Source organism: Variovorax sp. ISS6, from assembly GCF_056523145.1.
The window spans coordinates 1,598,804-1,618,350 of sequence record NZ_JAWRZC010000002.1 but is presented as its reverse complement, the minus strand read 5'-3'; the positions used below and the strand labels follow the sequence as shown (position 1 = coordinate 1,618,350).

The following is a 19,547-nucleotide window of genomic DNA, read 5'->3' as shown; positions in this document are numbered from 1 at the left end:
AGAAGCGCATGAGCACGAAGCAACCCACCATCGTCTACACCCTGACCGACGAGGCGCCCCTGCTGGCGACCTACGCATTCCTGCCCATCATCCGCGCCTTCGCGAATCCGGCCGGGATCAACGTCGAAACCAGCGACATCTCCGTGGCGGCCCGCATCCTGGGCGAGTTCCCCGAACTGCTGAGCGACGACCAGAAAGTGCCGGACAACCTCGCCGAGCTGGGCAAGCTGACCCTCAAGCCCGAAGCCAACATCATCAAGCTGCCCAACATCAGCGCCTCGGTGGCCCAGCTCAAGTCGGCCATCAAGGAACTGCAGGGCAAGGGCTACAAGATCCCCGACTACCCCGAAAACCCGACCACGGACGAGGAAAAGGACATCCGCGCGCGCTACAACAAGTGCACCGGCAGCGCCGTGAACCCCGTGCTGCGCGAAGGCAACTCCGACCGCCGCGCGCCCAAGGCCGTCAAGGAATACGCCCGCAAGAACCCGCACAGCATGGCCGACTGGAGCCAGGCCTCGCGCTCGCACGTCTCGCACATGCACGGCGGCGACTTCTACCACGGCGAGAAGTCCATGACCCTGGACCGCGCGCGCAACGTCAAGATGGAGCTCATCACCAAGAGCGGCAAGACCATCGTGCTCAAGCCCAAGGTCGCGCTGCTGGACCGCGAGGTCATCGACTCCATGTTCATGAGCAAGAAGGCGCTGCTCGAGTTCTACGAGAAGGAGATCGAGGACGCGCACAAGACCGGCGTGATGTTCTCGCTGCACGTCAAGGCCACCATGATGAAGGTCTCGCACCCCATCGTGTTCGGCCACTGCGTGAAGATCTTCTACAAGGAAGCCTTCGAGAAGCACGGCAAGCTGTTCGACGAGCTGGGCATCAACGTCAACAACGGCATGGTCGACCTCTACAACAAGATCGCCACCCTGCCCCAGAGCACCCAGGACGAGATCAAGCGCGACCTGCACGCCTGCCACGAGCATCGCCCCGAACTCGCCATGGTCGACTCGGCCAAGGGCATCACCAACTTCCATTCGCCCAACGACGTGATCGTGGATGCCTCCATGCCCGCGATGATCCGCAACGGCGGCAAGATGTGGGGTGCCGACGGCCGCCTGAAGGACGTGAAGGCCGTGATGCCCGAATCGACCTTCGCCCGCATCTACCAGGAGATGATCAACTTCTGCAAGTGGCACGGCGCCTTCGACCCCAAGACCATGGGCACCGTGCCCAACGTCGGCCTGATGGCGCAGAAGGCCGAGGAATACGGCTCGCACGACAAAACCTTCGAGATTCCCGAGGACGGCGTCGCCAACATCACCGACCTGGACACCGGCGAAGTGCTGATGAGCGAGGACGTGGAGCAGGGCGACATCTGGCGCATGTGCCAGGTCAAGGACGCCGCGATCCGCGACTGGGTCAAGCTGGCCGTCACGCGCGCGCGCAACTCCGGCATGCCGGTCGTGTTCTGGCTCGACGCCTACCGTCCGCACGAGGCCCAGCTGATCACCAAGGTCAAGATGTACCTGCACGAGCACAACACCTCGGGCCTGGACATCCAGATCATGAGCCAGGTGCGCGCCATGCGCTACACCCTGGAACGCGTGGTCCGCGGCCTCGACACCATCAGCGCCACCGGCAACATCCTGCGCGACTACCTGACCGACCTGTTCCCGATCATGGAACTGGGCACCTCGGCCAAGATGCTGTCGATCGTGCCGCTGATGGCCGGCGGCGGCCTCTACGAGACCGGCGCGGGCGGCTCGGCCCCCAAGCACGTGCAGCAGCTGGTGGAAGAGAACCACCTGCGCTGGGATTCGCTCGGCGAGTTCCTCGCGCTGGCCGTGAGCCTGGAGGACCTGGGGATCAAGACCGGCAACCAGAAGGCCAAGATCCTCGCCAAGACCCTGGACACCGCCACCGGCAAGCTGCTCGACAACAACAAGAACCCCTCGCCCAAGACCGGCCAGCTCGACAACCGCGGCAGCCAGTTCTATCTGGCGATGTACTGGGCGCAGGAACTGGCCGCGCAGACCGACGACAAGGAGCTGCAGGCCGCCTTCGTCAAGCTGGCCGACACCCTCGCCGCCAACGAGCAGAAGATCGTCGAGGAACTCGCCGCCGTGCAGGGCAAGGCCGTGGACATCGGCGGCTACTACCTCGCCGACAAGGTGAAGTTCGAGGCCGTGATGCGCCCGAGCGCCACGCTCAACGCGGCGCTGGCCTCGGCCCAGGGCTGATCGGCATCGCGCGGGTGGCGGCAGCCATGAAGCCCTCCTGGCTCGCGATGCTCCCCGTCGTGCTGGCCCTGGCCGGCGCGGCGGGCAGCGCGCACGCGGCCGAGGACTGCGAGGCCCTGCGCACCCGCATCGAGTCGAAGATCGCCGCCGCCGGCGTGGCGCGCTTCACCGTGGCCGTCGTCGATGCCAACGCGTCGACGAGCGGGCAGGTGGTGGGCAGCTGCGAGCTGGGCAGCAGGAAGATCGTCTATGAGAGGGACGTCGGTACTGGCGCGGGTTCTGCGCCGGTGGCGGCGGGCCCGGGCTCGGCTTCCGTGGGGGAGCCGATGCTGACCGAGTGCAGGGATGGGACTGTGTCGATGGGTGGGGATTGCAAGTAGCGTCCTGACGCTTCAGGTCGTGCGTGGCGCCGCAACCCAGGTGGCCAGGGCTTCTTCAAGCCCCTCCCACGATGACTCCCCGACCCATGCCACGTAGCCGTCGGGCCTGACCCACACGGCCGCTGGCGCACCGACCTCGCCGAGCACCGGGAGCTCCCAGGTGCCATCGAAGCCGGCGTCGATCACCTGGACCTTGTCGGCCAGGCGTTTCGCATCCAGGCCGCCCGGAACCCCGAAATTCAGCAGCAGCGGCCGCGCCGAATGCATCAGCGCGAAGACGCGCTTCGTACCTTCCGCAGTCACGACCTCGAGATCCGGCATCCTCCTGCCCACCAGCGGATGCCCCTCCCCCAGGTCATACCGGATGTCCAACCCCGACATCATTCCCGCGAAGCGCTTGCGCGGCTCCTCCATCCGAAGCAGTTCCGACACGCTCTCCACCAACGCCTTGCTGCGATCGTCCTGCCGCCGCAGCGCGACCTGCGCCAGCGAATTGCGCAGCACCAGCGCCCCTACCGGATGCCGCTCCGCCTGATAGCTGTCGAGCAGGCTGTCCGGCGAGATCCCCTTCACCACCTGCGCCAGCTTCCACCCGAGGTTGAAGGCATCCTGCACGCCGAGATTGAGCCCCTGCCCGCCCGCCGGGTAGTGCACATGCGCGGCATCTCCGGCCAACAGCACGCGCCCCTTGCGATAGCTCGCCGCCTGCCGCGCCATGTCCGTGAATCGCGAGATATGAAGCGGGCTGTGAACGCCGAAGTCGGTGCCGTAGTGAGCGATCAGGCCCTCGCTCAGGTCGCGCAGCGTGGGCTGGTCCGCGCGCCCCACTTCGCGCTCCGTCACCATGATCCGCACGGTCTTCCCGTCGTCCATGCGGCTCAGGCCGTGGGTGCCGATCGCGTCGTGCCGCATGCCCCACACGGGCTCCTCGGCGACCTCCGCTTCGGCGAGGATGTGGCTGATCGTGGCATCCCCCCCCGGAAACTCGATCCCCGCCGCCTTCCGGATCACGCTGCGCCCGCCATCGCAACCGACCAGGTATTGCGCGCGCAGCGTCTGGCCGTCGCGCAAATGGACGTCGACACCAGCCTCGTCCTGATCGAAGCCGACCACCTCGCGCTCCCGATACGTGGTCACGCCCAGTTCGGCAATCCATCCCGCAAGAATGCGCTCGATGTGCTTCTGCCACAGCGCCAGTCCGTAGTTGTGCCGCGTCGGGAAATCGCTGATGTCGAGCCGGTTGAAGCCGAACGCGGCCACCTGGGCGGTCTGCCCCTCGGCCAGGAACCGGTCGACGATGCCACGCTGGTCGAAGATCTCGAGGGTGCGCGCATGCAGGCCGCCGGCGCGCGATCCTTCGATATCCTGGTTCGAGCGCCGCTCGAGGATCGCGACATCGACGCCGGCCAGCGCCAGTTCGCCCGCGAGCATCATGCCGGTGGGGCCGGCGCCCGCGATCAGCACCGCGTTCCCGGACGGTTTCGTTTCGCTCATTCCCATGTCCCTCCTCGTGTTTCGACCCGCGCCGCATCGCGCCATCCGCCCGGCGTCACCCCATGCAGCCGCACGAACGCGCGCTGCAACGCATCCACCGACCCGAACCCGCTGCGGCTCGCGATCCTTTCCTGCGTCCACCCGGTCTGCCGCAGCAACTGCGCCGCCGCGGCCACGCGCGTGCGCTCGACGAAGCGCGCGGGCGTGCACCCGGTCTCGGCCGCGAAGGCGCGCGCGAAGTTGCGCGGGCTCATGCCCACGCGTTCGGCCAGCACCTCGACTGCAAGCTCTTCCTGCGGATGGGTGCCGATCCATGCGACCAGTTCGCGCAGCCGATGGCTCGCGCTGGCCTGCGCCTGCAGCGCCGGGGTGAGCTGCGGCTGCTCGCCGCCGCGCAGCATCGGCAGCGCCAGGGTGCGCGCGATGTCCATCGAGACCTCGTGGCCCAGGTCGTCCTCGACCAGCGCGAGCGCGAGCTCGATGCCGGTGACCACGCCCGCCGAAGTCCAGACCTTGCCGTCGCGCACGTAGATGCGCTGCTGCCGCACGCGCACCTGCGGACGCAGTTCCTGCAGCATCTCGCACACGCGCCAGTGGGTGGTGGCCTCGCGCCCGTCGAGCAGGCCGGCTGCGGCCAGCGCGAAGGCGCCGCTGCACACGCTCGCGATGCGGCGCACGCGCGGCGCGGCATGGGCGATCCAGTCGCCGATGCGCTGCTCGAGGATGGCGTGACGCACGGCGGGTTCGTCGCCGCCAGCCACGATCAGGGTGTCGATTGCGGCGGGCAGCGCGTCGAGGCTTCGGGTGTCGCCCAGCTGCAGACCGCTGTTGGTCGACACGGTGCCGCCACCCGGCGAGGCGATCAGCACCTCGTAGCTGCCGGGTCGCAATTGCTCGGCCTTGCTGAACACGCTGGCGGGGCCCGCGACGTCGATGGCCTCGACGCCGTCGAACGCGACCAGCACGACGGTGCTGGCAGGAACCGCGGCTTCTTCGTCCTTGTGGGTGGGGGTCGGCATTCCTAAGCTCGGTGCATCGAGGTCATGAAGGGGATTCTCCATGTGGAACGGGCTGCGTGCGCTGCTGTGCGCGAGTATGGCGGCGATCGGGTTGGCGGGATGCGGCACGGGCACGCGCGATGCGGCGGTGCCGCCCGCGGCGCACGACGAGGCGGCGCTCGCGCGCGACCGGCAGGCTTTCGTCGAGGCCATGAAGCCGCGCCGGCCCGGCCGGCCGGTGATCGCCATGCTGGCGCTCAACGAGGGCACCGAGCTCACCGACCTGCTGCTGCCGCACGCGGTGCTGCAGCGCGCCGACGTGGCCGATGTGCGCGTGGTGGCGCCGCGGGCGGGCCGGGTCACGCTGTTCCCGGCGCTGCAGGTCGAGGGGGCGCAGGACTTCGCCAGCTTCGGGCGCGCCCATCCCGCGGGCGCCGACTACGTGATCGTGCCCGCGATGGAGCCGGCCGACGCACCCGCGGTGAGGGCCTGGCTGCAGCAGCAGGCGAGTCAGGGCGCGCGCGTGATCGGCGTGTGCTCGGGCGCGCTCGTGCTCGCGCACGCCGGCCTGCTCGACGGCCGGCGCTTTGCCAGCCACTGGTACGACCGCGGCACGCTGCGCCAGCGGCCCGGTGCCACGCATGTGCCCGACCGGCGCTACCTGGTCGATCGCGACGTGGCGACGACCACCGGTATCACGGCCTCGGTGCCCGCGACGCTCGCGCTGGTCGAGGCGATCGGCGGTCCCGCGAAGGCCGCGGCGATGGCGGCCGAACTCGGCGTGGACGGCTGGGGCCCGGCGCATGCGAGCGCGCCCTTCGGGCTCACGACCGGCCGCGGCGCCGAGTACCTGTTCAACAAGGCCGCGTTCTGGCGCGGCGAGCGCCGCCGGCTCGAGGTGCGCGATGGTGCCGACGACATCGCGCTCGCGCTGGCCACCGATGCGTGGACGCGCACGGGGCATGTCGATGTCGAGGCGGTCTCGTCCTCGGGCCCGGTGAAGCTGCGCAGCGGGCTCGTGCTGGTGGCCAGCCCCGCCACGCGCGAGGCAAAGCCCCTGCCGCTGGTGGCCGCGCTGAAGCCCGTGCAGCAGCTCGACCGCACGCTGTGCGAGATCGCGGGCCGCTACGGCAATGCGCGGCGCGACTGGGTGATGCAGGAGATGGAGTACCCGCGCACGGCGGCGAACACCGCCTGCGCGTGGTGATCAGCCGGCGTCCGCGGCGATGAAGTTGCGCCCGCGCGCACCGGCCAGCGCCTGCGCGATGCGTTCGCTCCATTCCGCCTCGGGAATGCCATAGCTCAGCGGATCGACGCTCACGCCCAGCCCCTCGAGAAAGGCGCTCAGCGACGCGACGGCCTGCTCGATGTCGTGCGCATCGAAGACCGACAACAGCAACGCATCGAGCGCCGGATCGCGCCCGCCCGCGAGCTGCATGATGCGCGGCAGGCTGAACGAACACGCGATGCCGTGCGGCACGCCATGCCGCAGCGTGATGTCGTAGGACAGCGAATGCGCGAGCGCGGTGCGCGTGTTGGAGAACGCCAGGCCGGCCTGCAGCGCCGCGGTGGCCAGGCGCTCACGCAGCTCTGGCCGGTCGGGCCGCGCCAGCAGTTCGGGCAGCGTGGCGACGATGCTGCGCGCCGCGCTCACGGCCAGGCTTGCCGACACCGGGTTGCGGTGCACGTTCCACAGCGACTCGAGCGCATGCGACAGCGCATCGAGGCCGCTGGCCAGGGTGGCCGCATGCGGCAGGCTCAGCATCAGGTCGGCATCGACGATGGCGGCCTCGGGCCAGGTCCACGGCAGCTGCAGCGACAGCTTGCGCGCATGGGCCTGGTCCCACACGGTGGCCCACGGCGTGACTTCGCTGCCGGTGCCCGCGGTCGTGGGAATGGCCAGCAGCCGCCGGTGCCGCCGGGCCGCGGCCGGCGCGCTGTCGGCTCCTTCGAGCAGTGCGAGCAGTTCGTCGAAGCGGCCGGCCGCGGGGCGCGTGAGCATCACCTTCGCGCAGTCGATCACGCTGCCGCCGCCGAGCGCGACGACGCAGTCGACCTCCGCATGCTCGCGCCACAGCCGTTCGTACATCGGCGCCAGCCAGGCCACGTCGGGATTCGGCGGCACCTCGGTCTCGACGGCCGCGAGGCGCCCGCCCAGCAGGCCGCGGATGCGATCGACGAGGCCGAGGCCGACCGCCTCGGGGAAGGCGATCAGGATCGCGCGGCGCGCGCCGAGCAGCCCGGGCAGCGCATCGAGCGAGCCACGGCCGGCATGCACGTCCACGGGGTTGTAGTAGGTCCACATGATGGGTTCGGGAAAGCTGGCGCCCCGGCCGCGTCATGCGGCCGGGCGCTCAAGAGAAAGATCCGCGCGGCCTTCAGTGCCGGCCGCTGTGCTGGATGCGGTGGCGCAATTGGCTCGAGAGCAGGTCGGCCACGATCACCATCACGGTGATCACGATGATGCAGGTGGCGGTCTCCTGGTAGCGGAACAGCTTGAGGCTGCTCACCAGCTCGAAGCCCAGCCCGCCCGCGCCCACCATGCCCAGCACGGTGGCCGAGCGCAGGTTCACCTCGAAGCGGTACAGCACCACGGCGATCCAGGCCGTGACGACCTGCGGCAGCACGCCGAACACGATGACCTGCAGCGGCCGCGCACCCGTGGCGCGCAGGGCTTCGAGCGGGCCCTGGTCGATCTCCTCGATGGCATCGGCGAAGAACTTGCCGAGCATGCCCGCGCCATGCAGCGCGAGCGCCAGCACGCCGGGGAAGGGACCGAGCCCCACGGCCGATACGAACACCAGCGCGAGGATCAGCTCGTTGATGCTGCGCACCACGTTCAGGGCCTGGCGCGTGCACTGGTAGACCCAGCGCCGGCTCTGCAGGTTGCGCGCCGCCAGGAAGGACAGCGGAATGGCCGGCAGCACCGCCAGCAGCGTGCCCCAGACGGCGATCTGGATGGTCTCGAGCGCCGGCGCGACGAGGCGGCCCAGGATGTTCGTGTCGGGCGGCATGGTGCGGCCCAGGAAATCGAGGATCTGCGGCAGGCCCGCCGCCAGTTCGGACCAGCTCAGTTGCGCGCCGCCGGCGCTCCACTGCAATGCCCAGCCGACCACGCACAGGCCGATCAGCAGGTTGAACCAGCCGCGGCGACTCTCGGGCAGCGGGCCGGTCCAGGCGTAGGAAGAAGAAGGGTTGTTCATGCGTGTCCTTCGCTGCGCGCCAGCAGCGGCATCGATGGCGCCGCCGGGGCGGCGGGCTCCTTGCGGTCGGCCGCGGGCTGCGGCACGTAGATGCGGTCGATGTCCTCGGGGCCCATGGCCTGCGGCGCGCCGTCGAACACGACGCGGCCCTGCGAGAGGCCGACGATGCGGTCGGCGAACTCGCGCGCGTAGTCGACCTGGTGCAGGTTGCACAGCACGGTGATGCCGAGGTCGCGCGAGGCATCGCGCAGGTACTGCAGCACCTTGCGCGAGGTCTGCGGGTCGAGGCTCGCGACCGGCTCGTCGGCGAGGATCAGCCGCGGCTGCTGCGCGAGCGCGCGCGCGATGCCCACGCGCTGCCTCTGGCCGCCCGACAGCGAATCGGTGCGCGCATCGGCCTTGTGCGCGAGTCCCACGCGGCCCAGGCATTCGTGCGCCAGCGCGATGTCTGCGCGGCTGAAGAAGTGCAGCACCGAGGCCAGCGTCGACACCGCGCCGAGCCGCCCCGTGAGCACGTTCTTCAGCGCGCTGAGCCGCGGCACCACGTTGTGGTGCTGGAAGATCATGGCCACGCGCTGGCGCAGCGCGCGCGTGTCGACGCAGTTCACGGCATCCATGCCGTCGACCCTGAGCTCGCCGCCGTCGGCCAGCGCGAGCCGGTTCACGCAGCGCAGCAGGGTCGACTTGCCGGCGCCCGATTCGCCGAGCACCACCACGAACTCGCCCGCCGCGGCATCGAGGTCCACGCCGCGCAGCACGGCGTTGTCGCCATAGCGCTTGGTGAGCTGCCGGATGCGGATCACTTCATGCTCCGCAGGTCGAGCTTGAGCACCCTGGCGGTGTCGCGCACCACGTTGTAGGCGGCGTCGGTGGTGGGCTGGAAGCCGTTGAGCACGCCCTGGTCGCCCCACGGCAGGTCCTTCACGTTGGCCAGTGCCTTCGCGATCTTCGCCTTCAGCGCCGGATCGAGGTCCTTGCGCCAGACCATCGGCGACTCGGGGATCGGGCTCGACGACCAGACGATCTCGAGCTCGTCCTGCTTCACCTGGCCCTTGGCGATGGCGCTCGCGAGGATGCGGTCGGCCACGGCGGCGGCATCGACCTTCTTGTTGGCCACGGCCAGGATGCTGGCGTCGTGCGAGCCCGAGAAGATCACGCGGCCGAAGAAGGTCTCGGGGTCGTGGCCGGCCTGCAGCAGGTCCGACTTGGGAAACAGGTGGCCCGAGGCCGAGGTCGGGTCGACGAAGGCGAAGCTGCGGCCCTTGAGGTCGGCGGTCCTGGCGATGCCGCTGTCCTTGCGCGCGATGATCACGCTCTTGTAGGAGCTCTGGCCGGTCTTCTTCGTCACGGCCACCGCGAAGGCTTCCACGTCCGCGACCTGGTTCGCGAGCACGTACGAGAACGGGCCGAGATAGGCCACGTCGAGCTTCTTCGAGCGCAGCGCCTCGATCACGCCGTTGTAGTCGGTCGCCACGAAGGGCTTGACCGGCATGCCGAGCTGCTGCTGCAGGCTGTCGAGCACCTGGCGGCTGCTCTCGATCATGGCCTGCGAGTCCTCGGCCGGGATCAGCCCGATGGTGAGGGGCTGCGCGGCCAGGGCCGGCAGGGCGGCGACCGCGGAAACCGCCGAAAGGGCCAGGACGATCAGGCTGCGGCGCAGGCGAAGAAGGGTGTTCATGGTGGTGTCGGGGATGGAAAAAGGGACTGGAAGGGACCGGAACGGCAGGCATCGGCCTGCGACTACCCCAAGGCTAAGAACGCCATGTGACAGCCGCATATCAGATCGATCACGGATTTGTCACGATTCCATTCAAACAATCTATGGATGTCCGCTGCCAAACTCCGCGCCTTCCTCGCCGTCGCCCAGCACGGCAGCTTCAGCGCCGCCGCGCGCGCCGTGGGCCTGAGCCAGCCCACGCTCACCACCCAGGTCCAGGCGCTGGAGCGCCAGCACAAGGTGATGCTGTTCCACCGCCAGGGCCACCGCATCGAGCTCACCAGCGTCGGCGAGCGGCTGCTGCCCATCGCGCGCCAGATCGCCGCGCTCGAGCTCGATTCGTACAACCTGCTGCACGACAGCGGCGATCTGCAGTCGGGCGAGCTCAAGCTCGGCGCGGTCGGCCCTTTCCACGTGATCGAGATGGTCGACGCCTACCGCCGGCGCTATCCGCGGCTCGACGTCTCGATCCGCATGGGCAATTCGTCGTCGGTGTTCAAGGACCTCGAGGAGTACGCGGTCGACATCGGCGTGCTCGCGCGATTCCACGAGGCGCCGGGTTTCAGCGCGACGCCGTATGCGCGCCATGCGCTGATCCTGTTCGTGCACCGCGACCATCCGTTCGCCAGGCGCGGCGAGATCCGGCTCGAGGAACTGCACGGCCAGCCCATGCTGCAGCGCGAGAGCGGCTCCAGCACGCGGCGCGCGCTCGACGAGGCCTTCGCGCGCGCGGGCGTTCGGCCCAGGCTCGCGATGGAGATCGGCAGCCGCGAGGCGATCCGCGAAGCGGCCGCGCGCGGCATCGGCATCGGCGCGGTCTCCGAGGCCGAGTTCATTCCCGACGCGCGCCTGCGCACCGTGCGCATCGAGGGCGATCCCGCGGTCACGCAGACCTACCTCTACTGCCTGCAGGTGCGGCGCGAAAGCCGCGTGCTCGCCTCCTTCTTCGACGTGGCGCTGAAGCTGCGCAAGGAGGAGTTCGAGGGCGCGACATGACAGCCGGCCGGCGCGAACCTTTGCATCCATATGCGAACGACGGCTAAGCATCCCTGAAAGCCTTCGTTGGTCCGCCACCGGCGGCCACCTTAGTCTGCATCGATCCTCTTTCAGCAAGGACCCCGCAGATGAACGACCGACTCCAGCGCGCGCATGCCTCGCGCTCGGCCGCCGTGAAGGCCGGCCTCGACCATCCGGTGATCGACACCGACGTGCACGTCAACGACTTCGCGCCAGTGCTCGAGGACTACGTGGCGCAGTACGGCGGCAACAAGCTGGTCGATGCGCTGCGCAAGGCGCTCGGCGGGCGCTTCGTCACGCGCAACGGCGGCGGCAAGGACTGGTACCAGCAGTCGGCCGAGGAACGCCAGTTCCACCGCACGCTGCGTGCGCCCTGGTGGGCCCGCGTCACGCGCAACACCTACGACCTCGCGACCTACACGCTGCCCGCGCTGCTGCACGAGCGCCTGGGCGAGCAGGGCTCCGACTACTCGATCCTGTTCCCCAACGACGTGCTCTCGCCGGCCGCGGCCGGCAGCGAGTACCGCCAGCCGCTGCACCGCGCCATCAACCACTTCCACGCCGACCAGTACCGGCCCTATGCCGACCGGCTGACGCCGGTGGCGGGCATTCCGCTGCACTCGCCGCAGGAGGGCATCGAGGAGCTGGAGTTCGCGGTCAGGACGCTGGGCCTGAAGGTCATCAACATCGCGGGCGGCGTCCGCCGCCCGATCCGCGCCATCGCCGAGAAGTACCCGGCCGCCGAGCATCCCGAGATCGCCAGGCAGGTCGGCTACATCGACTTCTACGGCATCGACAGCGAGCACGACTACGACCCGTTCTGGGCCAAGGTGGTGGAGCTCGGCGTGCCGGTGACCACGCACTACGGCAGCCAGGGCTGGACCGGCCGGCAGTCGATCAGCAACTACATGAACAACCACATCGGCCACTTCGCCGATGGCTCGCAGGCCTTCGCCAAGGCGCTGTTCTTCGGCGGCGTGACGCGGCGCTTTCCGGGGCTGCGCGTGGGCCTGCTCGAAGGCGGCGCGGACTGGGGTTCGCACGTCTACACGCACCTGGTGGACCGCTGGGAGAAACGCAACCGGCATGCGGTACGCAACTACGACCCGGCCGAGGCCGACATCGAGCTGCTGGCCTCGCTGTTCGAGCGCTACGGCGGCGACTTCGTCAAGGGCCGCACGCTCGACAAGGCCACGCTGCTGCGCGACAGCCTGGGTATCTCGGCGCTGCCGCACAGCCGCGAGCCGAACGAGAGCGAGATCGACGACTTCGCGCTCGCGGGCATCGAGAAGGTCGAGGACATCCGCGACCGCTGGGTGAACAACTTCTACTTCGGCTCGGAAGCCGACGACCGCACCGTGGCCGCGGCCTTCAACGACAAGGTGAACCCGCTGGGCGTGAAGATCAACGCGATCTGGTCGTCCGACGTGGGCCACTGGGACGTGCCCGAGTTCACCGAGCCGCTGGCCGAGACCTGGGACCTGGTGCAGCAGGGCGTGATCTCGGCGGCCGACTTCCGGGCCTTCGTGTTCGAGAACCCGCACCGCTTCTACACCGAGGCCAATCCGCGCTTCTTCGAGGGCACCGAGGTCGGCCGCAAGCTGGCCGCGAAGAAAGGCACGCCATGAAGCTCGTGCGGCATCTCCTGCGCTGGACCGCGCTGCTGGCCACCGCCTTCGCGGCCTCGGCGCAGGCCGCCCCCGACACCATCCGCATCGGCGTGGCCACGGCCGGCGGCGGCGATCCCGTCACCTGGGGCGGCTCGCCCGGCGGCGTGGCGCGCGCCAACAACTGGCTCGAGGAGGAATTCAAGGCCTCGGGCATCAAGGTCGAGTGGCTGTTCTTCAAGGGCGCGGGCCCGGCCGTGAACGAGGCGCTGTCGAACAGGCAGATCGACTTCGCCTACCAGGGCGACCTGCCCTCGATCGTCGGCCGTTCGAACGGCCTCAAGACCAAGGTGCTGCTGGTCAGCGGCGCGCGCAACAACCTCTACCTGGTCACGCCGACACAGTCGAACATCCAGTCGATCAAGGACCTCAAGGGCCGCACGGTGTCGATCTTCCGCGGCACCAACGGCCACCTGGTCGCGATCAACGTGCTGGCGGCCGACGGGCTGGCCGAGCGCGACATCAAGGGCGTGAACCTCGACACCGGCAGCGCGCAGGCGGCGCTGGTCTCGAACGGGGTGGACGCGGCCTTCGGCGGCTACGAATGGTTCAAGGTGCGCGACCAGGGACTCGCGAAGGTGGTCTATTCCACCCAGGGCCGCGATCCGGCGCTCACGCGCCAGGCCGCGCTGCTGGTGCGCAGCGAATTCGAGCAGGCCAATCCCGCCGAGGTGCAGCGCGTGGTCGACGTGTTCGTGCGCGCCGCGCACTGGTCGTCGGAGGAGAAGAACCGCGACGAGCTGTTCCGCATCTGGGCCCGCAGCGGCACGCCGGTCGCCTCGTGGACCGCCGAGTTCGACAAGCAACCGCTGGCGCAGCGCAACTCGCCGCTGGCCGACGATTTCATCGTGGCGCGCTACAAGGCCGTGGTCGGCGACGCACTCAAGCTCAGGCTGATCCGCCGCGAGGTCACGGTCGATGACTGGTTCGACACCCGCTATCTCAAGGCCGCGCTCAGGAAGCAGGGCCTCGAGGGCTACTGGAGCGCTTCGGACGCGAAAGGGCAGCCGAAGGGCGGGCCCGCGGTCGCGTCGCGATGAACGCCGAAGCCGAACTGTCGGCGGTCCTGCAGCGCGAGCGGGTCGCGCCGCTGCGCTTCTCCTTGCCGTGGCGCCGCCTCGGCGACGCCGCCCTGCCCTGGCTGCTGCCCGCCGCCTTGCTCGCGCTGTGGTTCGCGGGTGCCGGCCAGGGCTGGATCTCGCCGCAGGTGCTGCCGCCGCCCGGGTTCGTGGCCGAGACGCTGCGCGACCTCGCGACCAGCGGCGACCTCTGGCTGCACGTGAGCACCAGTTTCGCGCGCGTGGGCGTGGGCTTCGCGATCGGCACGCTGCTCGGGCTGCTGCTGGGCACGGCCATGGGCCTGTCGCGCCGCGTCGAGGCCTACCTGCTGCCGAGCTTCAACGCGCTGGTGCAGATCCCGGTGCTGGCCTGGCTGCCCTTCGTGCTGCTGATCGTGGGCATCGGCGAGCCGCTCAAGTACATCCTGATCGCCAAGGCGGCGCTGGTGCCGGTGGCGCTCAACACGCTGCAGGGCTTCCGGCAGACGCCGCGATCGCTGCGCGAGGTCGGCGAGGTCTATGGCTACAGCCGGCGCCAGCAGGTGCTGGAGATCGTGCTGCCGCATGCCGTGCCCACGCTGTTCACGGGCGTGCGGCTGGGCTTCACCAAGGCCTGGCTGTCGCTGGTGGTGGTCGAGCTGGTTGCCTCGAGCGAGGGGCTGGGCTACCTGATCGTCTATGGCCGCCAGCTGTTCCAGCTCGACCTGGTGATGGCCGCGGTGGTGATCGTGGGCGCGATCGGCTGGGCCATCGACCGCCTGCTCGAGCGGCTCGAGAACACGCTGCACCGGCACCGACCGGGCGGTGCCGCGCGATGAGCGCGCCCGCCTCGCTGTCGCGCGACGCGGCCGAGCTGGCCGCGGTGCAGCCGCTGCGGCCCGTCGATCGCAGCCGCTGGCGCGGCCTGGTGCTGCCCGCCGTGGCGATCGCGCTGTGGGCGCTGCTGTCGTGGCTCGACGTGGTGAATTCGGCGCTGCTGGTCTCGCCGCAGAAGGTGCTCGCGACCGCCGCCGACCAGGTCGTCAGCGGCCGCCTGTGGCGCGCGCTCAGTGCCAGTCTCGCGCGCGAGGCCACGGGTTTCCTGATCGGCACCGCCTCGGGCCTGATGCTCGGCGCGCTGCTGGGCCTGTGGCCGCTGTTCGACCGCATCGTCGGCCCGAGCTTCAACACCTTCAAGCAGATCTCGCTGTTCGCGTGGATTCCGCTGATCTCGGTCTGGTTCGGCCTCGGCGACGTGGCCAAGGTGGTGTTCCTCTCGCTGGCCGCGCTGGTGCCGGTGGTGGTCAACACCTGCGACGGCATCCGCACCGTGCCGCCCGCGCTGCTCGAGGTGGCGCGCGTCTACGGCTTCACGCGCTGGCAGACGCTCGCGCAGGTGGTGCTGCCGGCCGCGCTGCCCGCCATCTTCACGGGCGTGTACCTCGCGCTCATCTACTCCTGGCTCGCCACCATCGGCGCCGAATACCTGCTGGTGGCCGGCAAGGGCATCGGCAACACCCTGATCGAGGGCAGCGAGCATTTCCAGATGGACCTGGTGATCTTCGGCATGTTCGTCATCGGCCTCGTCGGCTGGCTGATGAATGCCTCGGCGCGCGCGCTCGAACGCCGGCTGGCGCGCTGGACCGGCAGGGCCTGACACCTCTTCTTCCCCGCATCATGAGCACTTCCATCGCATCGAACGAACTCGACATCCGCGGCCTCGGCAAGCGCTACGCGCAGGCACAGGCGCGCGGCGGCGAACTGCAGGTGCTCGAGAACATCGACCTGCACGTGCCGCCTGGCAGCTTCACCAGCATCGTGGGCGCGAGCGGCTGCGGCAAGTCGACGCTGCTGCGGCTGGTCCTCGGGCTCGACGACCAGTACGAAGGCCAGATCCTGCTCGGCGGCCAGCCGATCGCGGGCACCGGCCGCGAGCGCGGCATCGTGTTCCAGGACCACCGGCTGTTTCCGTGGCTCACGGTCGAGCAGAACATCGCGGTGGGCCTGCGCAACGCGCCGCTCGGCGCGAAGCAGAAGGCCGAGCTGGTGGCCGAGCACGTGGCGCTGGTCGGCCTCGGCGGCTTCGAGAAATCGTGGCCGCACCAGATCTCGGGCGGCATGGCGCAGCGCGTGGCCATCGCGCGCGGGCTGGTCAACCGGCCGCGCGTGCTGCTGCTCGACGAGCCCTTCGGCGCGCTCGACGCCCTCACGCGCGCGCGGCTGCAGAACGAACTGCAGCGCATCTGGCAGAAAGAGCGCATCACCATGCTGCTGGTGACGCACGACGTGGAGGAGGCCGTGTTCCTCGGCGACCGCGTGGTGGTGATGCAGCCCTCTCCGGGCCGCATCCGCCGCACCGTGGCGGTGGACCTGCCGCATCCGCGCAACCGCAGCGATCCGGCCTTCATCCGCTTGCGCGATGACGTGCTGAGCGACTTCGTCGATGCGGGAGTCGACGAGCGCCGCGCGCCACCGCGCGGCGGCGAACCCGGCGAACCCGGCGAACCCGTCGAGGCTCGGCCCTCGCGATTGCAGCTCGCGTGGTGAGCACGGCTCGCCGCCGTCTGCGCGATCAACGCCCCTTCTGCCGGATGTACGCCTGCGGCGTCATGCCGATCTGCTTGCAGAACATGGCGATGAAGGCCGAGGGCGAGCCGTAGCCCAGCTCGATCGCGACGTCCTTCACCGCGCGCCCCGCCTCCAGCAGGGCGATCCCGCGGATGACCTTGAGGCGCTGGCGCCATTCGCTGAACGGCATCTGCAGGTCGCGCTCGCAGCGTCGCGCCAGCGTGCGCTCGGTCGAATGCACCGTGGCGGCCCATTCGGCGAGCGAGCGGCCATCCCAGGGTTGCGCCTGCAAGGCCTCGAGCACGCGGCCCAGCTGGGGGTCGTCCGACATCGGGAGGTAGCTGTCGTGGCCGGGCGCGATCGCCAGCTCGTCGCGCAGGACCTCGAACAGGCGCTGCTCGGCCGGATTGCGCGGCACCTCGATGGAACGGGTGCGCAGGCTGTCGAGCACGGCCTGCGTCAGCGGGCTGATGACCATGGTGCAGGCGCGCTTGGGAAGCACGTCGCACAGGGCCTCGGCCAGGTAGACCGTGGCGTAGCTCGCCGCATGGCGGTTGCTCGACAGGTGCTCGACGCGCGGCGGAATCCACACGCCGTACTGCGGCGGCGCCAGGAAGACCCGGCCCCCCATCCCCACCTCGATCACGCCCGAGATCGCATGCACGAACTGCCCTTCCTCGTGGCTGTCGCGCGGCGCGGTGCCGCCGGGCGCGAGGTGCACGACCTTGAAGAGCACGGGCTGCCCGTCGGCGGCGGATTTGAGGAGTCGCTTCATGTTGTCCGGCTTGCTCGATCGGTTGTCCGATTGGAGGGGCTGTGATCCATCCCGTCACTCTAGACTGCCTTCGGCCTCGCAACCACTGCATACCCGAAGGAGACACTGCCCATGAATGCACGACCCGACGACCGCCTTCCATCGGACCAACAGGTCGATGAGTTCTCGCGCGATGGCGCCATCGTCCTGCGCGGCGTCCTGCGGCCCGCCGAGGTCGAGCTGTTGCGCCAGGGGATCGATGCCAACCTCGCCGCGCCGAGCGTGCGCGCGAAGGTGGCGAGCCGGCCCGACGATCCGGGCTTCTTCATCGAGGACTTCTGCAACTGGCAGGAGATCCCGGCGTACTGGGACGTGATCTCGCGCTCGGCATTGCCGGCCGCCGCGGCCAGGCTCACGAGGAGCACGCAGGTGCGGCTCTATCACGACCACATGCTCACGAAGGAATCGGGCACGCACCAGCGCACGCCCTGGCACCAGGACCAGCCCTACTACAACGTCGAGGGCAGCCAGAACGTCAGCTTCTGGATTCCGGTCGATCCGGTGTCGCGTGCCTCCACGCTGGAGCTCGTCGCCGGATCGCACAAGGGGCCGTGGCTGATGCCGCGCACCTTCATGACCAACGAGGCCCGGTGGTTCCCCGAGGGCGCGCTGGCCGACCTGCCCGACATCGAGGCCGACCGCGCGGCCCACGACATCCTCGGCTGGGCCGTGGAACCCGGCGACGCCATCGCCTTCAACATGCTCACGCTGCACGCCTCGGCCGGGCTCGAGCCCGGCCGGCGGCGGCGGGTGTTCTCGGTGCGCATGCTGGGCGACGACATGCGGCACGCGCCGCGGCGCTGGAAGACCTCGCCGGATTTCCCGGGGCTGGCCGAGCAGCTGCCGGCGGGCGCGCCGATGGCGCATCCGCTGTTTCCGGTGCTGTGGCCGCCGGCTTCCAGTTAGTGGGCCGCGAGGCGTTCCGCCTCCAGCGCCGCGCGAACGCTGGCGCGCTGTCCCATGCGAACCATGAAGCGCTGGATCGCCGCGTAGCCCGAGAGATCGATGTTCACGCGCGGCGGCCACGACAGCACGTTGTAGAGATAGGCATCGGCCACCGAGAAATCGGCGCCCAGCACATAGTCGTTGGCCGACAGGTGCTCGTCGATGTAGGCGAACTTGCTGGTGAGGTTGCCGTCCGCGAACCGCTTCTTGGTGTCCGCGTCGAGGTAGGGCGAGAACATCACGGCCATGCCCTTGTGCAGGTCGCTCGCGACGAAGTTCAGCCACTCGAGCGCGCGGTAGCGCTGCCGCGTGCCGAAGGGCGGAAGCAGCCGGTGCTCGGGATGCCGGTCGGCGATCCACTGCAGGATCACCGCGCCCTCGGTGATCAGGTCGCCGTCGTCGAGCTTGAGCACGGGGATGAAGCCCTTGGGCGTCACCTGCAGGTAGTCGCCTTCGACCGTCGTCTTGGTCTTGAAGTCGACCTTGACCAGTTCATAGGCCTGGCCGGCCTCCTGCAATGCGATCTGCGAGGCGAGGCCGCAGGAACCGGGGGCGTAATAGAGTTTCATGGTTGACTAGAGAGCAGCGGGTATCAGGGCATCGAAATCGCTGGCATCGTGGCGCTCGCGCAGCACGGTGCCCGGCGCGCCCGAGGTGCGGTTGACCACCCTGCCGCGCGCGACCGCGGGCCGCGCGGCAATGGCCTCGTACCAGCGCAGCAGGTGCCTGTACTCCTCGACGGCCAGGAACTCGTGCGTGTCGTAGACGCCGTAGAGGCTGCCCGGATACCAGGGCCACACCGCCATGTCCGCGATCGTGTATTGGTCGCCGGCGAGGAACTCGTGCGAGGCCAGATGGGTGTCGAGCACATGCAGCTGGCGCTTGGTCTCCATCGCGTAGCGGTCGATCGCGTATTCGATCTTGAACGGCGCATAGCCATAGAAGTGGCCGAGGCCGCCGCCGACGAAGGGCGCCGAGCCCACCTGCCACATCAGCCAGTTGAAGGTCTCGGTGCGCGCGCGTCCTTCGGCCGGCAGGAAGGCGCCGAAGCGCTCGGCGAGATGGACCAGGATCGAGCCACTCTCGAAGACCTGCGTGACCGGGTCCGTCGATCGATCGACGAGCGCGGGAATCTTGCTGTTGGGATTGAGGCCGACGAAGCCGCTGCCGAACTGGTCGCCCTTGAAGATGTCGATGAGCCAGGCGTCGTACTCGGCGCCCTCGTGTCCGGCCGCGAGCAGTTCCTCGAGCAGGATCGTGATCTTCTGGCCGTTGGGCGTGCCCTGCGAATACAGCTGCAGCGGATGCCTGCCGACCGGCAGCGCCTGGTCGAAACGCGCGCCCGACACGGGACTGTTGATGCTGCCGAAGGTGCCGGCCGGATTGCTCTTCGGTTGCCAGACCTTGGCGGGCACGTAGCCCGCGGGTTGATTGGCTGGAGGCGTGTCTGTCATCGATGGC

General features: G+C 69.4%; 19 protein-coding genes. 10 read left to right on the top strand and 9 right to left on the bottom strand.

Annotated features, from left to right (window positions below; all coding sequences use genetic code 11):
- Positions 1 to 8: 8 nt before the first annotated feature.
- Together AC1HIL_RS39200 and AC1HIL_RS39195 are read left to right on the top strand one after the other, a co-directional pair.
- The gene (locus AC1HIL_RS39200) at positions 9 to 2,246 is read left to right on the top strand and encodes an NADP-dependent isocitrate dehydrogenase (RefSeq protein WP_057593503.1); all 2,238 of its coding nucleotides are present in this window, start codon (positions 9 to 11) and stop codon (positions 2,244 to 2,246) included.
- Between the two features lie 26 nt (positions 2,247 to 2,272).
- Positions 2,273 to 2,626, top strand: coding sequence for a DUF1161 domain-containing protein (locus AC1HIL_RS39195; protein WP_479669492.1), 354 nt, complete (start codon positions 2,273 to 2,275; stop codon positions 2,624 to 2,626).
- Positions 2,627 to 2,638: 12 nt separating this feature from the next.
- On the opposite strand, the gene AC1HIL_RS39190 is transcribed toward AC1HIL_RS39195, so the two are convergent.
- Both AC1HIL_RS39190 and AC1HIL_RS39185 read right to left on the bottom strand, forming a co-directional pair.
- A complete protein-coding gene (locus AC1HIL_RS39190) occupies positions 2,639 to 4,120 on the bottom strand; it encodes an FAD-dependent monooxygenase (protein WP_479669494.1) in 1,482 nt (493 codons plus the stop codon).
- On the bottom strand, positions 4,117 to 5,139 hold the full coding sequence (locus tag AC1HIL_RS39185) for a GlxA family transcriptional regulator (protein ID WP_479669495.1): 1,023 nt from the start codon (positions 5,137 to 5,139) through the stop codon (positions 4,117 to 4,119). Before AC1HIL_RS39185 ends, AC1HIL_RS39190 begins: the two co-directional genes overlap by 4 nt.
- A 40-nt stretch (positions 5,140 to 5,179) precedes the next feature.
- On the opposite strand from AC1HIL_RS39185, the gene AC1HIL_RS39180 reads away from it, so the two are divergent.
- Entirely contained in the window at positions 5,180 to 6,325 is a 1,146-nt protein-coding gene (locus tag AC1HIL_RS39180; protein WP_479669496.1) for a DJ-1/PfpI family protein, read from the top strand.
- Here the strand turns inward: AC1HIL_RS39180 and psrA are convergent, their stop codons facing one another.
- From psrA to phnD, 4 genes are all read right to left on the bottom strand, one after another.
- Positions 6,326 to 7,423: an iron-containing alcohol dehydrogenase PsrA gene (gene psrA / locus AC1HIL_RS39175; RefSeq protein ID WP_479669497.1), complete on the bottom strand. Its 1,098-nt coding sequence runs from the start codon at positions 7,421 to 7,423 to the stop codon at positions 6,326 to 6,328. It abuts the gene before it with no gap.
- 73 nt (positions 7,424 to 7,496) lie between these two features.
- Positions 7,497 to 8,321 (bottom strand): phosphonate ABC transporter, permease protein PhnE, encoded by an 825-nt coding sequence (gene phnE / locus AC1HIL_RS39170; protein WP_479669498.1) that lies wholly within the window; start codon positions 8,319 to 8,321, stop codon positions 7,497 to 7,499.
- Entirely contained in the window at positions 8,318 to 9,124 is an 807-nt protein-coding gene (phnC, locus tag AC1HIL_RS39165) for a phosphonate ABC transporter ATP-binding protein (RefSeq protein WP_479669499.1), read from the bottom strand. The genes phnE and phnC overlap by 4 nt, the downstream gene beginning before the upstream one ends.
- Positions 9,121 to 9,999, bottom strand: coding sequence for a phosphonate ABC transporter substrate-binding protein (phnD, locus tag AC1HIL_RS39160; protein WP_479669500.1), 879 nt, complete (start codon positions 9,997 to 9,999; stop codon positions 9,121 to 9,123). Before phnD ends, phnC begins: the two co-directional genes overlap by 4 nt.
- 147 nt (positions 10,000 to 10,146) lie before the next feature.
- Between phnD and AC1HIL_RS39155 the strand changes: the two genes are divergently transcribed.
- From AC1HIL_RS39155 to AC1HIL_RS39130, 6 genes are all read left to right on the top strand, one after another.
- Positions 10,147 to 11,034: a LysR substrate-binding domain-containing protein gene (locus AC1HIL_RS39155; protein ID WP_479669502.1), complete on the top strand. Its 888-nt coding sequence runs from the start codon at positions 10,147 to 10,149 to the stop codon at positions 11,032 to 11,034.
- A 128-nt stretch (positions 11,035 to 11,162) separates the two neighbouring features.
- Positions 11,163 to 12,683: an amidohydrolase family protein gene (locus AC1HIL_RS39150; protein WP_479669503.1), complete on the top strand. Its 1,521-nt coding sequence runs from the start codon at positions 11,163 to 11,165 to the stop codon at positions 12,681 to 12,683.
- Positions 12,680 to 13,762: an ABC transporter substrate-binding protein gene (locus tag AC1HIL_RS39145; RefSeq protein WP_479669504.1), complete on the top strand. Its 1,083-nt coding sequence runs from the start codon at positions 12,680 to 12,682 to the stop codon at positions 13,760 to 13,762. Before AC1HIL_RS39150 ends, AC1HIL_RS39145 begins: the two co-directional genes overlap by 4 nt.
- Positions 13,759 to 14,598 (top strand): ABC transporter permease, encoded by an 840-nt coding sequence (locus AC1HIL_RS39140; RefSeq protein ID WP_479669506.1) that lies wholly within the window; start codon positions 13,759 to 13,761, stop codon positions 14,596 to 14,598. Before AC1HIL_RS39145 ends, AC1HIL_RS39140 begins: the two co-directional genes overlap by 4 nt.
- On the top strand, positions 14,595 to 15,416 hold the full coding sequence (locus tag AC1HIL_RS39135; protein ID WP_479669508.1) for an ABC transporter permease: 822 nt from the start codon (positions 14,595 to 14,597) through the stop codon (positions 15,414 to 15,416). The genes AC1HIL_RS39140 and AC1HIL_RS39135 overlap by 4 nt, the downstream gene beginning before the upstream one ends.
- Positions 15,417 to 15,436: 20 nt before the next feature.
- Positions 15,437 to 16,306 (top strand): ABC transporter ATP-binding protein, encoded by an 870-nt coding sequence (locus AC1HIL_RS39130; protein ID WP_479669509.1) that lies wholly within the window; start codon positions 15,437 to 15,439, stop codon positions 16,304 to 16,306.
- 25 nt (positions 16,307 to 16,331) lie between these two features.
- On the opposite strand, the gene AC1HIL_RS39125 is transcribed toward AC1HIL_RS39130, so the two are convergent.
- On the bottom strand, positions 16,332 to 17,102 hold the full coding sequence (locus tag AC1HIL_RS39125) for an AraC family transcriptional regulator (protein WP_479669510.1): 771 nt from the start codon (positions 17,100 to 17,102) through the stop codon (positions 16,332 to 16,334).
- Positions 17,103 to 17,213: 111 nt separating this feature from the next.
- Between AC1HIL_RS39125 and AC1HIL_RS39120 the strand changes: the two genes are divergently transcribed.
- Entirely contained in the window at positions 17,214 to 18,047 is an 834-nt protein-coding gene (locus tag AC1HIL_RS39120) for a phytanoyl-CoA dioxygenase family protein (protein ID WP_479669511.1), read from the top strand.
- On the opposite strand, the gene gstA is transcribed toward AC1HIL_RS39120, so the two are convergent.
- Positions 18,044 to 18,655 carry a glutathione transferase GstA gene (gene gstA / locus AC1HIL_RS39115; RefSeq protein WP_479669512.1) on the bottom strand — a complete coding sequence of 204 codons (612 nt, stop codon included), beginning with the start codon at positions 18,653 to 18,655 and terminating at the stop codon, positions 18,044 to 18,046. The genes AC1HIL_RS39120 and gstA overlap by 4 nt on opposite strands.
- 6 nt (positions 18,656 to 18,661) lie before the next feature.
- Positions 18,662 to 19,540, bottom strand: coding sequence for a glutathione-dependent disulfide-bond oxidoreductase (yghU, locus tag AC1HIL_RS39110; RefSeq protein WP_479669513.1), 879 nt, complete (start codon positions 19,538 to 19,540; stop codon positions 18,662 to 18,664).
- Positions 19,541 to 19,547: the final 7 nt, after the last annotated feature.